The sequence below is a fragment of the Pantoea sp. E2023-21 genome (assembly GCF_051302795.1).
Classification (GTDB): domain Bacteria; phylum Pseudomonadota; class Gammaproteobacteria; order Enterobacterales; family Enterobacteriaceae; genus Pantoea; species Pantoea ludwigii_A.
This window is the reverse complement of record NZ_CP195344.1, coordinates 2,050,172-2,063,171: the sequence shown is the minus strand read 5'-3', so window position 1 is coordinate 2,063,171 and position 13,000 is coordinate 2,050,172. Positions and strand designations below refer to the sequence as shown.

Below are 13,000 nucleotides of genomic sequence, written 5' to 3'. Positions count from 1 at the left end.
GCGGTAAAACACCGCTGAACACGGGTTCTTTCATGTTTGGAGTTAACAAGATGCAAAAGCGAGCTGAGTTGTATCGCGGTAAAGCGAAAACCGTATACAGCACCGATAATCCGGATCTGCTGATACTTGAATTCCGCAACGATACGTCAGCAGGAGACGGTGCACGAATCGAGCAGTTTGATCGCAAAGGAATGGTAAACAACAAGTTTAACCATTTCATCATGACCAAATTGCAGGAAGCGGGCATTCCGACCCAGATGGAAGCGCTGCTGTCGGATAACGAAGCGCTGGTGAAAAAGCTGGAGATGGTGCCGGTGGAGTGCGTGGTACGCAACCGTGCGGCAGGATCGCTGGTAAAACGTCTGGGCGTGGAAGAGGGCATTGTGCTCAATCCACCGCTGTTTGATCTCTTCCTGAAAGATGACGCCAAACACGACCCAATGGTGAACGAATCCTATTGCGAAACCTTCGGCTGGGTAAGTAAAGCGAACCTGGCGCGCATGCAAGAGCTGACCTTTAAAGCCAATGATGTGCTGAGCAAGCTGTTTGATGACGCAGGTTTGATCCTGGTCGACTTCAAGCTGGAATTTGGTCTGTTCAACGGCGAAGTGGTGCTGGGCGATGAGTTCTCGCCAGATGGCGCGCGTCTGTGGGACAAAAACACCATGGACAAAATGGACAAAGACCGTTTCCGTCAGAGCCTCGGCGGCCTGGTTGAAGCGTACGAAGAAGTCGCACAGCGTTTGGGTGTGAAGCTGGATTAAATCTGTCCATCTATCTTGTAGGGTCGTCATTTATGACGACCTTTTTTTATGCCCGTAATAGAGGTCGTCATTAATGACGACCCTACGGTGTTATGTAACCACAATGCTGGTGCTTCCTGCTGCCGCCAACTAAAATCATGCCAAATCATGTTTAAAGGAGTAGGCCATGCGCTGGCAAGGGCGTCGTGAAAGCGACAATGTAGAAGATCGACGCAATGATTCACCGGGCCTTGGCGGCGGCGGTGGACGGCAAATCCGCATTCCACGCGGCAAAGGCGGCCTCATCTTGCTGGTAGTGGTCGCCGTTGCAGGCTACTACGGCTACGACCTCACCGCACTGCTGGAAGGCGGCGGGGGTGTCGCGCCAACTTCGCAGCAGCGTCAGGTGAACACCGCGCAGAGTAATGAAGATGCCAAATTCACCTCAGTGATTCTGGCGACCACGGAAGATACCTGGAGCAAGCTGTTCCAGCAGATGAACAAACAGTACGTGCCACCGAAACTGGTGATGTATCGCGGTGCAACGCGCACCAACTGCGGCACCGGACAATCGGCGATGGGACCGTTTTACTGTCCTGCCGATCAAACCGTGTATATCGATTTGTCGTTTTACGATGATATGAAAACCAAACTCGGCGCGGGCGGTGATTTTGCCCAAGGCTATGTGATCGCCCACGAAGTAGGGCATCACGTACAAAAACTGCTGGGCATCGAGCCAAAAGTACGCCAGATGCAACAGGGCGCGAGCCAGGCGCAGGTGAACCAGCTGTCGGTGAAAATGGAGCTGCAGGCGGACTGCTTCGCCGGCGTTTGGGGCCATTACATGGAACAGCAAAACATTCTGGAGGTGGGCGATCTGCAGGAAGCGCTCAATGCGGCGGAAGCGATTGGCGATGATCGTCTGCAGCAGAAAGGTCAGGGCCGCGTGGTGCCGGACAGCTTCACGCACGGCACCTCTCAGCAGCGTTATACCTGGCTGAAGCGCGGTTTCGATAGCGGCGATCCCGGCCAGTGCAATACTTTTGCTAGCAAGTGATCTCTTTGATTGAACAGACGGCGGCGATGCAGCGTGCAGGCATTCGACGCCTTTGCGTTGTCGCGGGGGAGGCCAATTGGGCGCTGCAGCAAGCCACACGTTGGCACACTGCGCTGCCTGGCGACTGGCTGACGGTGAGTGACAGCGCAGATTTCCCACGTGCGGTCGCACCCTCGGCCTTACGTACCTTGCTGGGGCGTGAATTCCAGCATGCGATATTCGATGCCCGCAGCGGTTTTCACGCCGATGCCTTCGCGGCGCTGGCCGGCACCTTACGCGCGGGCAGTTGGTTATTCCTGTTAACGCCTGATTGGGAAAGCTGGCCCAGGCAAACCGATGCCGACAGCCTGCGCTGGGCGGATGTCGCCGAGCCGATCGCGACACCACATTTTATCCATCATCTGCAATCGCTAATGCTGCAAGACTCGCAGGTGATGTTGCTGCGTCAGCAGCAAGCTGTTCGCAATCCCGTGGAAACGCATCTGCCCGATTGGTGCTGCCGGGCGCCGCAGCAGCAAACGCAAATACTTGAACAGCTCGCAGCGATGCCGCAAGGCGTTGCGATAATTACCGCTGCGCGCGGCCGCGGCAAGTCCGCGTTGGCCGGCATGCTGGCGCGGCGTAATCAGCACTGTTTAGTCACGGCACCGGCCAAAGTCTCCACGGCAGTTTTGGCGGCGTTTGCCGGTGAGCATTTCAGTTTCATGGCACCCGATGCCATTCTCGCGCAGGAACAGGTACCGCAGCCGCAGTGGCTGATCGTCGATGAAGCGGCTGCTATTCCCTCGCCCATCCTGCAACAACTGGTGCAACGTTTCCCGCGCGTGCTGCTTACCACCACCGTGCAAGGGTACGAAGGTACCGGACGCGGCTTTATGCTGCGCTTTTGCGCCACCTTGCCCGATGTGCGCTACTTCCAGCTCGATGAGCCGTTGCGCTGGTCGCCGAACGATCCGCTCGAGCAGTGGCTCAGCCAGGCATTGCTGTTTGAAGATGCGCAGGAGAGCCGCGTAAGCAGTGAGATCGCGATTTATCCGGCAACGCCTGAGCATAATTTACCGGCGCTGGAAGCGGGTTATCGGCTGCTCGCCAGTGCGCACTATCGCACATCACCTCTGGATTTACGGCGTATGCTGGATGCGCCCGGCATGCGCTTCTGGTTGGCGGGTGAATCTGAACAGATAACCGGCGCGCTATGGCTGGTGGAAGAGGGCGGATTGGACCCGACATTGGCCCACGCGGTGTGGGCCGGTCATCGCCGTCCGCGTGGCAATCTGGTGGCGCAATCGCTGGCGGCACATGCCGGTTTCGCCGAGGCGGCGACGCTGCGCTCACTGCGTATGAGTCGGATTGCGGTGCAGGCTGCACAGCGCCAGCGTGGTATCGGCAAAGCGCTGGTGGCAACGGCGCATCAGCAGGCGCAGGGCTGGGATTATCTCTCCGTCAGTTTCGGCTATACCGAATCCTTGTGGCACTTCTGGCGCGCCTGCGGTTTTACGCTGGTGCGCATCGGCTCGCAACGTGAAGCCAGCAGTGGCTGTTATGCCGCGATGGCGATGCTGGCAATATCTGCGGAAGGTGAAGCGTTACAACAGCAGGCAGCACAGCGCCTGGCACGTGATTGGCGGTGGCTGCAAGATATCATTGAGCTGCCGTTAGCGCTGGCCAGCGATGCCAGTCAGCAGCTAAATGACGAGGATTTAACGCTGCTGGCCGGTTTTGCCTGGGCGCAACGTCCCTTCGAAGCCAGCTACGCGGTGTTACAGCGCCTGGTGCGCCAATCTCCTTCACCGCTGTTGAACGCCATCCTGCTACAAAAACAGACGCTGACGAGCGTAGCGCAAAATGCCGGTCTCAGCGGGCGTAAAGCCTTGATGCACCAGCTGCGATCGGAGGCTGCCGCAGCACTGGTTCATTTCGATCCCGATGCGGCACAGCGGCTCCGCTCATTGCAATAAATGCATTATCTCGTTCAAATTTTCCCGATATCTCTGTGCCAGCAGCGGCGTATAGTGATTTGAGGAGGATCTTATGGCACTACGATATGTAATTGTTCAGCAACCCAGCAGTGCGGCGCAGCTGTTCCTGCTGTATCACGGCGTAAACGATAACCCGGATTCGATGGCGCAGATTGGCAGCTGGTTCGCGAAAGCGTTTCCGCAAGCGCTGGTGATTTCGGTTGGCGCACCTTACGCCGGCAGCTTGCCGCAAGGTCGTCAATGGTTTGCCGATATTCCGGCGCACGATCGTTCTGAGCAGCAGGGCGTGGATGCGATAATGCCAGAATTCGTGGAATCGGTGCGCCACTGGCAGCAGGAGAGCGGCGTGCGCGCAGAAGCCACTGCGCTGGTCGGCTTTTCGCAGGGCGGTACCATGGTGCTGGAAGGCATGAAAGCGCAGCCGGATCTGGCGGGACGCGCAATTGTGTTTAGCAGCCGCTATGCCACGCTGCCGCTGCGCGCCACCACGCGCAACACCATCCATCTGATTCACGGTGATGACGACGAACAGATTCCGCTGCAGCATGCGCAAGAGGCGAGGCAACGTCTGCTGTCATTGGGCGGCGATGTGACGCTGGATGTGGTCGAAGATTTACCGCACGCGATAGACGATCGCAGCATGGAGCTGGCGCTGAATCATCTGCGTTATACCGTGCCGCGTCGTTACTTCGATGAAGCGCTGAGCGGCGCCAGGCCCGGCGATGATGATGTAGTGATGATGATTTAGATAGTTGCATAATGCGTAGCGGCGCGATTCATCGCGCGCATTTTGACAGCGCTACCGCTGCTAAAACACGCGCGATGAATCGCGCCGCTACGGGTAGGTCGACTGATTTAACTGAAGTTATTTCTTTTTCGGCCAATCCTCTTCGTCATCCCATTTATCGTTAAAGTCACGATGTGGCGGCAACGTCGGTTTGTTGTCCATGAATTTTTTATGGTCGATACGTTTTAGGTCTTTATAAACGTTCATTAAAATACCAACCATCAGCAGGATCACCAGGATCCACCAGTACTCTTTAAAGAATTCCATCCCCTTTCTCCTTCTGCGCGCTTAGGCGATCAGCTGTTCCATGATGCGCTGATACATACGGCTCAGCATTTGCAAATCTGACGCTTTCACGCACTCATTGATCTTATGAATGGTGGCGTTCACCGGGCCGAGTTCCACCACTTGGGCACCCATACGCGCAATAAAGCGCCCATCGGAGGTGCCGCCGGTGGTGAGCAACTGCGGCTTAATCTCATTATAGTGCGCCACAGCGTTCACCACGGCATCAACCAGTTTGCCACGTGAAGTCAGGAACGGTTGACCGGAAACATTCCACTCCAGCGTATAGCGCAGCTGATGACGATCGAGCAGTTCAGCGACGCGATCTTTGATCATCTGATCGGTCAACTGTGTACTGAAACGGAAGTTGAACTGCACAAAGAATTCGCCAGGAATCACATTATTACTGCCGGTACCGGCCTGCACATTGGCGATCTGCATGCTGGTCGGCGGGAAGAATTCATTGCCTTCATCCCACACCGTTTCTACCAGCTCATTTAGCGCTGGCATGGCGCGATGCACAGGATTATCCGCCAGATGCGGATAGGCTACATGGCCTTGTACGCCGTGAAGAGTCAGATTGGCGGTCATCGAACCGCGACGGCCATTCTTCACCACGTCGCCAACGATTTCGGTGCTTGACGGTTCGCCAACCAGGCAATAATCCATGCGTTCGTTGCGTGCCATCAGGCGCTCAACCACTTTCACCGTACCGTTAACCGCGCTGGCTTCTTCATCTGAGGTAATCAGGAATGCCAGACGACCTTTATGCTGCGGATTGGCGGCAACAAAGCGCTCGGCTGCCACCACCATCGCCGCCAGCGAGCCTTTCATGTCAGCGGCACCGCGGCCAAACAGCATGCCGTCGCGGATGCTTGGTTCAAATGGCGGGCTGATCCAGCGATTGGCGTCGCCAGGCGGTACCACATCGGTATGACCGGCAAACGCCAGCGTCTCACCCTGGCCGCGCGTGGCCCAAAAGTTCAGCGTATCGCCAATATGCATCGGCTCGACAGTGAAGCCGATGGCTTCCATGCGCGTAATCAGCAGCGCCTGACAACCGGCATCATCCGGGCTGAGAGACGGGCGACGGATAAGCTGCTGAGCCAGCTCAATAACCGGACAGAACATGTTATGACTTCTCCTGGATAAAGGCGGAATAAAGGGAATCGTTGAAGCCGACCAGCAGATCGCCATTCGGCGCGGCCAGTACAGGGCGTTTGATGATAGTCGGCTGCGCGAGCATGACCGCTTTAGCGCTGGCCGCATCGGTTACCGCCGCGCGTTCCTCATCCGGCAGCTTGCGCCAGGTGGTGCCGCGCGTGTTGAGCAGTGCCTCATAACCGAGCTGATCAATGAAAGATTGCAGCAGCGCGTCATCAATACCATCCACGCGATAATCATGAAAACGATAGTCAATGCCGGAAGCTGCTAAAGCGTTGCGTGCTTTTTTAATCGTGTCGCAATTTTTAATTCCGTACATCACCCACTGCGCTGTCATCGCTTATTCCCGTTTTATAAAAAAATAAAGCGCGAGTTTACCACAGCGCTCTAAGGGCTGTGAGCGCTGGCGGCGAAAGCATGGCTTATTCACGTTTTTTCATGACGAATTTGCCGTTATAAATTTTATTACTTAGGACCGGGAAACGCTTTCACTTAAGCATCGAATTATTGCCAGCGGCATCATCAGGCCACTAAGGATTATCCTAAGTGCCAATTTCTGCTACCCGATTTAAGGTTGGCTTTTTTCCTGACGCATTATAGGGTTGCTGAAATGTGCGTCAGTACGCAATTTCAGTAAATTACAGTTTTCGACTACTTTTGCCGATAGTGATAACAGGTGGAAACGTATTCACCTGTAGAAAAAAACGGCGTAGAATTGCCGCTACAATAAGAGAGGGTTTTATGGTCGACACCGAAATGGGAAACTGGAAAGAATTCATCGAAGCGATGTTACGTAAGTAACGCGTGAAGAGAAAAGCAGGGCATTTCCCAACTTGCTGTAATTCTTACCACACACAACAATAAAGCCGCCTGGCATGCTATGGCGGCTTTTTTATTACGTCGTCACCGCGGCTTTAAAACGGTCGCCATAAATGGCGACCCTACATTCTTTCATATTGCACGGTGCGGAATGGCAGGTTAATCGTGCGGCTTCTCCTTCAGCGGGAAGCGGCGACGCACCACCACAAAGAACAGCGGGACGAAGAAGATCGCCAGCACGGTGGCCGAGATCATCCCGCCCATCACGCCAGTGCCCACCGCGTGCTGGCTGCCGGAACCGGCGCCGCTGCTGATGGCCATTGGCAGCACGCCGAAGATAAATGCCAGTGAGGTCATCAATATCGGGCGCAGACGCTGACGAGAGGCTTCCAGCGTCGATTCCAGCAGTTCGCGACCTTTGCTGTTGATCTCATTGGCAAACTCCACAATCAAAATGGCATTCTTCGCCGACAACCCGATTACCGTTAGCAAGCCAACCTGGAAATAGACATCGTTTTCCAGCCCGCGCATCCAGGTTGCCACCAGCGCGCCGACTACACCGAGTGGCACCACCAGCATTACGGAGAACGGAATTGACCAGCTCTCGTACAATGCCGCGAGGCACAGGAACACCACCAGCAGCGAAATGGCGTACAGCGCCGGCGCCTGCGAACCGGACAAGCGCTCCTGATAAGATGCACCAGTCCACTGGAAGCCGACGCCAAGCGGCAGTTGCCCCACCAGTTTTTCCATCACATCCATCGCCGTACCGCTGCTGACACCGTTCGCCGCTTCACCCACAATCTCCAGTGCAGAGTAACCGTTATAACGCTCCAGACGCGGTGAACCGGTTTGCCAGTGGCTGGTGGCGAACGCGGAGAACGGCACCATACCGCCGCTGTTGTTGCGCACGTACCATTTATTCACGTCTTCCGGCAGCATGCGGAACGCGGCGGCAGCCTGTACGTAGACTTTCTTGACGCGGCCGCGATCGAGGAAGTCATTGACGTAGGTTGAGCCCCACGCGGTGGTTAAGGTGTCATTGATGGTATCCAGCGACACCCCAAGTGCCTGTGCTTTGCGCTGATCGACATCAATCTGCAACTGCGGACTGTCGTCGAGGCCGTTGTGACGCACGCGCGACAGCGCCGGATTGCTGTCAGCCAGCTCCAGTAATTTATCGCGCATCGCCATTAATTGCGTATGGCCGATGCCGCCGTGATCCTGCAGCTCCATATCGAAGCCCGACGAGCTGCCCATGCCGGTAATCGCTGGTGGACTGCTGGCGATAACGCGCGCTTCGTTGATCTTATGGAAGGCTTTGGTCGCGCGCTCAATGATAGCGAAGGAGGTGCGATCACTGCCCGGACGCGCTTCCCAATCTTTCAGGCGCACGAACAGACGCGCCACGTTCTGCCCGTTGCCGCCGGGGCCAGCACCGATAGTAGAGAATACCGAGACCACATTGTCTTTCTCCTGGGTCATATAGTAATTCTCGACCTTCGCCACCACGTCCGAGGTTTGTTGCAGCGTTGAGCCGGCGGGTAGTTGCACCTGCGTCAGGAACACGCCGCGATCCTCCAGCGGCAGGAACGAAGTGGGCAGACGGATAAACAGGAACGCCATCAGGCCGATAATGGCGAGATAGAGCAGCAGCCAGCGGCCGCCTTTGCGTAAAATTTTGGCGACGCCACGTTCATAGCGTTCGGCGCTGGCGTTGAAGGTACGGTTAAACCAGCCGAAGAAGCCACGACGGCCGTGATGATGTCCTTGCTCCAGCGGTTTCAGCAGCGTGGAACAGAGCGCGGGCGTCAGAATCATCGCGACTAATACTGAAAGCACCATTGCCGAAACGATAGTGATCGAGAACTGACGATAAATGGCACCGACGGTGCCGCCGAAGAAGGCCATCGGCACAAACACCGCCGACAGCACCAGCGCAATGCCGACCAGCGCGCCCTGAATCTGGCCCATCGATTTGCGCGTGGCAGCGCGCGGCGACAGACCTTCCTCACTCATAATGCGCTCGACGTTTTCTACCACCACGATGGCGTCATCCACGAGCAAGCCGATGGCGAGCACCATGGCGAACATCGTTAAGGTGTTGATGCTGTAGCCAAAGGCATACAGCACTGCAAAGGTGCCGAGCAGCACCACCGGCACCGCAATGGTCGGAATCAGCGTGGCACGGAAGTTTTGCAGGAACAGATACATCACCAGGAACACCAGCAGGATCGCTTCCAGCAGGGTTTTCACCACGTCTTTAATCGAGGCCTTAACGAACGGCGTGGTTTCATAGGCGACTTTGGCTTCCAGCCCGTGCGGGAAATAGTGCGACAGCTCAGCAATTCGCGCACGCACCAGTTTGTCGGTGTTCATCTCATTGGCGCCGGAAGCCAGCTTAATGCCGAGCCCGGAGGCCGCCTGGCCATTGTAGCGGCTGAGGAAGTCATATTTTTCCGCGCCCATCGCGACATCCGCCACATCGCCAAGCGTCACCACCGAGCCGTCGCTGTTGGTTTTCAGCGTCACTGCTTTGAACTGCTCGGGGGTTTGCAGCATTGACTGCGCATTCACCGTGGCGTTAAGCGCTTGCTTGTCCACCGACGGTAATCCACCCACTTGACCGACCGCCACTTGGGCGTTCTGCGATTCAATGGCGCTGACCACGTCTTCGGTGGTCAGCGCGTAGGCAATCAGCTTGTTGGGATCGAGCCAGATGCGCATAGCATATTGCGAGCCGTAAGCATCAACCTGGCCGACGCCATCAATACGGCTGAGCGGATCCTGAATGTTACTGGCGACATAATCTGAAATATCCTGTTTGTCCATACTGCCGTCGGTCGAGACAAAGGCAATCATCAGGATATTGCTATCACCGGTTTTATTAACCGTCACGCCTTGTGACTGTACCGCAGCGGGCAATTTACGCAGCGCACTCTGCAGCTGGTTTTGCACCTGCTGACGCGCTTCATCAGGATTGGTGCCAGCGGTAAAGGTGAGGGTGATTTGTGCCTGGCCGGTATTACTGCTGTTGGAGGACATGTACATCAAATTATCGATGCCGGTCATGTTCTGTTCGATAACCTGCGTAACGGTATTCTCCAGCGTTTCCGCGGATGCGCCGGGATAATTGGCGGTGATACGTACGTTAGGCGGCGCGAGGTCAGGATACTGCTCAATCGGTAGCGAGATGATCGCCAGCGTGCCGCATAGGCAGAGCAGAATAGACAGCACCCAGGCAAAAATAGGGCGGTCGATAAAAAAATTCGACATGGAACCGACACTCCTCAACTGCGTATTTTTTACTTTTATTATGATGAGCGCGATGCGCGGACGGCGTCACGCTGGCGGAGTGCAAGGTGCTCTCTCGAAAACTCCTGCTGCCGTTACTCTACGCGGCACAAATTAGAGAATCGTGAGTAAATTATGGAGAAAGTGTAAATATGGTGTCGTTTTTTTGTGCGCCACTACACATGACGGCTCTCTAGCCACAACACCGTGGCGGCAACGCGCGAACGTACATCCAACTTGCGCAGCAGATTACGAATGTGCACTTTTACCGTCTCTTCAGAGATATGCAAGGTGGCGGCGATCTCTTTATTTGATAAGCCGCGCGCCACTTCCTGTAGCACATCCAGTTCACGTTCGGTCAGCTGTTTAAACGGATTCGACGTCGGCTGACGCGTAGCGAGATAATGGCTCACCGCTTCGCTAAACACGTTTTCACCCTTAGCGCCGCGCATCACTTGCGCGAGCAGCAGTTCGGGTTCGCTGTCTTTCAGCAGGTAGCCGTCGGCACCCGCATCCACCATCGCATAAATATCATTGCGCGCGTCGGAAACGGTTAACACCAGAATGCGCGCGGCGATGCCTTCGTTGCGCAGCGCTTTTAGCGTATCCAGCCCGGACATGCCTTTCATGTTGAGATCCAGCAGGATGACATCTGGCGACAAACGACGCGCTTCAGCCAGCGCTTCGGTGCCGTTATTGGCTTCGGCCACCACTTCCAGCCGAGGCTCCAGTGCCAGCAACTGGCGAATACCACGGCGCATCAGCGGATGATCGTCAACAATCATAAGGGTTAGGGTTGGGTTAGCCATAACATCTCCAGTATCAAATTTCGTAAGGGCGCCATTTATGGCGTAATGCCGCTCACTTAGGCAATTAATTGCGTATCTATGCAGGTGCGCATGAATGCGCACCCTACGAAAATCCAGCGCAATAAATGTAGGGGCGCCATTTATGGCGACCTCATGTGCATTGTTAATTCAGCCGATGTACCGGGCGGGGCGGAAAACGCAGCGTGACGCGCGTCCCTTGCGCCTGCGGGGTAATCAAAATCGTCCCGGAGAGCCGCGCGGCACGTTCCGCCATAATAGTCAGACCGTAATGTCCCGGTGGCTCTTCGAGGCTGCTAATACCACAGCCATCGTCTTCGATTGTCAGCAAGTGGTCCTCATCAGCGACACGCTGATAGTGAATCTGAATATTCTGCGCCTGCGCATGGCGAATCGCGTTGAGTAACGCTTCGCGCGCAATCTGCAGCACATGTACTTGCTGCTGGGCATCCAGCATCTGCAGACCAGGCTGATAATTGAAGTCGATTGCCGCCTGCGACTGCTCCTGCAGCGGCGCAATCATCGCCTGCATCGCCTGCACCAAATCGGCCTGTTCAATAGTCAGGCGGAAGGTGGTCAACAGTTCACGCAGTTGCTGATACGCTTCGGCCAGCGCGCGATCAAAGTCAGCGATAATCGCCAGCGCCTGCGGTTGCGATTCATCGACATTCCGTCGTAACAGCGTCAGCTGAATGCGCAGGAAAGAGAGCGACTGCGCCAGCGAATCGTGCAGTTCACGCGCAATGGTGGCGCGCTCTTCTATTAATAGCATCTGCTGATACTGCTTTTGCGTCTGCCAAATCCACAGGGCGCGCGCCAGCATATTCGCCAGGCTCTGCATCAGTTCGTCGGCAGGCGGTGCGCGGCGAGTTTGCCAGCTTAGCTCGCCCAGTTGCTGCTCTTCCTGCATCAACGGCAAACGCTGCCAGTTCACATCATCCGCCGCCACACCGGCCTGAAACTCAATACCCTCGCTGGCAATGTGCAAAACCGTCAGCGCTTCGCGCTGCTGTACCAGACGCAGCAATCCCTGAAACAGTTCGGGATTGGGCGGGCTGCTGGTGAGAATTTGTGAGCTTTCATACAGCAGGGATAGCGTGCGATTGGCTTGAGTGAGATCTTCAGTTTTCTCGCGCACCGCGCACTCCAGCAGGCGATAGTGCGAATGCAGCCGTTCTGCCATGGTAGTAAAGGCTTGCGCCAGCACACCGAGTTCGTTCGGCTGTTGCACCGGCAACGGTGGAAAAGCGAAATTTGCCTGCTCAACGTATTGGCTGGCGGTCACCAGCGCGTTGAGCGGTCGCACCACGTTGCGGCGGATAAAAAGAATGGTCCACAGCGCCAGCGCCACGATCGCCAGAAAACCAAACAGACTGCTGGCGGCCACCAGATGCATTTTCAGCTCGGCGTAATGTTGCAATGCCAGCACAAAGCGGTCGATCTCGCTGACGTAACCCGCGACGCGTTGCTGGTAGATTTGTGCCCGTTCGGGCTGCAGAGTCTCTTGCAGCATTGGCCAGCTGTCACGCAGATAGCGATAGCGGCTGCTCACTTCAACCGGCACCCACACCCGCTCCAGATGCTGCAGCGCCGGCGATTCCAGCGTTTGCCGGTAGAGCTGCATATGATGTTCCAACTGCTGTGGATCGCGCGTGCTGTCCCACGCCAGACGATAGATTTGCATGCGCAAAGAGCCAGCGACATTCACCGCTTCGGCATCGCGCAGGCTGCTGGAGAGCGTCATCAACGCCAGCCCGGTGGTCAACAGCGACAGCAGCACGATCGCACTGAGTGCGCGGGCAATGGTGCGCGTAACGGGACGTTTCACAATCACAGTAATAACCCTTTTAAGAGCGGGGGATTATAAGGCAGCCGTGTGCTTACGGCGAGTTAGATCTCGTCACATCAAGTTACTTTTAACAGAGAAATCCATTTCCCTTTACCTTTCCCTAAATAACCCGTGATGAGTTGGCGAATTATTAAACGGCTTTACGGCTTGCTCAGCCTGGTTTTCATTCCCTGCGTGATAATAAGTTTCGTCACGC

General features: G+C 55.9%; 11 protein-coding genes. 5 read left to right on the top strand and 6 right to left on the bottom strand.

Annotated features, from left to right (window positions below; translation table 11 throughout):
• The first annotated feature begins 50 nt into the window (after positions 1-50).
• The 4 genes from purC to ypfH all read left to right on the top strand — a co-directional run bounded on the left by purC (position 51) and on the right by ypfH (position 4,527).
• Positions 51-764, top strand: a complete 714-nt coding sequence (gene purC / locus ACRQ84_RS09740) for a phosphoribosylaminoimidazolesuccinocarboxamide synthase (RefSeq protein WP_064739684.1) — start codon at positions 51-53, stop codon at positions 762-764.
• A 166-nt stretch (positions 765-930) separates the two neighbouring features.
• Positions 931-1,800 (top strand): KPN_02809 family neutral zinc metallopeptidase, encoded by an 870-nt coding sequence (ypfJ, locus tag ACRQ84_RS09735; protein WP_483815946.1) that lies wholly within the window; start codon positions 931-933, stop codon positions 1,798-1,800.
• Entirely contained in the window at positions 1,800-3,758 is a 1,959-nt protein-coding gene (locus tag ACRQ84_RS09730) for a tRNA(Met) cytidine acetyltransferase TmcA (protein ID WP_483817911.1), read from the top strand. The genes ypfJ and ACRQ84_RS09730 overlap by 1 nt, the downstream gene beginning before the upstream one ends.
• Positions 3,759-3,831: 73 nt before the next feature.
• Positions 3,832-4,527: an esterase gene (gene ypfH / locus ACRQ84_RS09725; protein ID WP_483815945.1), complete on the top strand. Its 696-nt coding sequence runs from the start codon at positions 3,832-3,834 to the stop codon at positions 4,525-4,527.
• A 117-nt stretch (positions 4,528-4,644) separates the two neighbouring features.
• On the opposite strand, the gene ACRQ84_RS09720 is transcribed toward ypfH, so the two are convergent.
• Genes ACRQ84_RS09720 through ACRQ84_RS09710 form a run of 3 tightly spaced genes read right to left on the bottom strand, consistent with a single transcriptional unit; the run spans position 4,645 to position 6,352 of the window.
• A complete protein-coding gene (locus ACRQ84_RS09720) occupies positions 4,645-4,833 on the bottom strand; it encodes a YpfN family protein (RefSeq protein ID WP_007884817.1) in 189 nt (62 codons plus the stop codon).
• 21 nt (positions 4,834-4,854) lie between these two features.
• Positions 4,855-5,982, bottom strand: a complete 1,128-nt coding sequence (gene dapE / locus ACRQ84_RS09715) for a succinyl-diaminopimelate desuccinylase (protein WP_483815944.1) — start codon at positions 5,980-5,982, stop codon at positions 4,855-4,857.
• A 1-nt stretch (position 5,983) separates the two neighbouring features.
• A complete protein-coding gene (locus tag ACRQ84_RS09710; protein ID WP_483815943.1) occupies positions 5,984-6,352 on the bottom strand; it encodes an ArsC family reductase in 369 nt (122 codons plus the stop codon).
• Between the two features lie 404 nt (positions 6,353-6,756).
• Here ACRQ84_RS09710 and ypfM point away from each other — a divergent pair, with 404 nt between their 5' ends.
• Complete coding sequence (gene ypfM / locus ACRQ84_RS09705; RefSeq protein WP_137386901.1) at positions 6,757-6,816, top strand: protein YpfM; 60 nt, start codon at positions 6,757-6,759, stop codon at positions 6,814-6,816.
• A gap of 177 nt (positions 6,817-6,993) precedes the next feature.
• On the opposite strand, the gene acrD is transcribed toward ypfM, so the two are convergent.
• From acrD to narQ, 3 genes are all read right to left on the bottom strand, one after another.
• Positions 6,994-10,110, bottom strand: coding sequence for a multidrug efflux RND transporter permease AcrD (acrD, locus tag ACRQ84_RS09700; protein WP_483815942.1), 3,117 nt, complete (start codon positions 10,108-10,110; stop codon positions 6,994-6,996).
• A 194-nt stretch (positions 10,111-10,304) separates the two neighbouring features.
• On the bottom strand, positions 10,305-10,937 hold the full coding sequence (locus ACRQ84_RS09695) for a response regulator (protein ID WP_064739510.1): 633 nt from the start codon (positions 10,935-10,937) through the stop codon (positions 10,305-10,307).
• Positions 10,938-11,100: 163 nt separating this feature from the next.
• A complete protein-coding gene (gene narQ, locus ACRQ84_RS09690; protein ID WP_483817860.1) occupies positions 11,101-12,789 on the bottom strand; it encodes a nitrate/nitrite two-component system sensor histidine kinase NarQ in 1,689 nt (562 codons plus the stop codon).
• Positions 12,790-13,000: the final 211 nt, after the last annotated feature.

Coding starts and splice junctions, on each gene's coding strand:
- purC (WP_064739684.1), top strand. CDS start 51: ATGCAAAAGCGAGCTGAGTTGTATCGCGGTAAAGCGAAAACCGTATAC.
- ypfJ (WP_483815946.1), top strand. CDS start 931: ATGCGCTGGCAAGGGCGTCGTGAAAGCGACAATGTAGAAGATCGACGC.
- ypfH (WP_483815945.1), top strand. CDS start 3,832: ATGGCACTACGATATGTAATTGTTCAGCAACCCAGCAGTGCGGCGCAG.
- ACRQ84_RS09720 (WP_007884817.1), bottom strand. CDS start 4,833: ATGGAATTCTTTAAAGAGTACTGGTGGATCCTGGTGATCCTGCTGATG.
- dapE (WP_483815944.1), bottom strand. CDS start 5,982: ATGTTCTGTCCGGTTATTGAGCTGGCTCAGCAGCTTATCCGTCGCCCG.
- ACRQ84_RS09710 (WP_483815943.1), bottom strand. CDS start 6,352: ATGACAGCGCAGTGGGTGATGTACGGAATTAAAAATTGCGACACGATT.
- acrD (WP_483815942.1), bottom strand. CDS start 10,110: ATGTCGAATTTTTTTATCGACCGCCCTATTTTTGCCTGGGTGCTGTCT.
- ACRQ84_RS09695 (WP_064739510.1), bottom strand. CDS start 10,937: ATGGCTAACCCAACCCTAACCCTTATGATTGTTGACGATCATCCGCTG.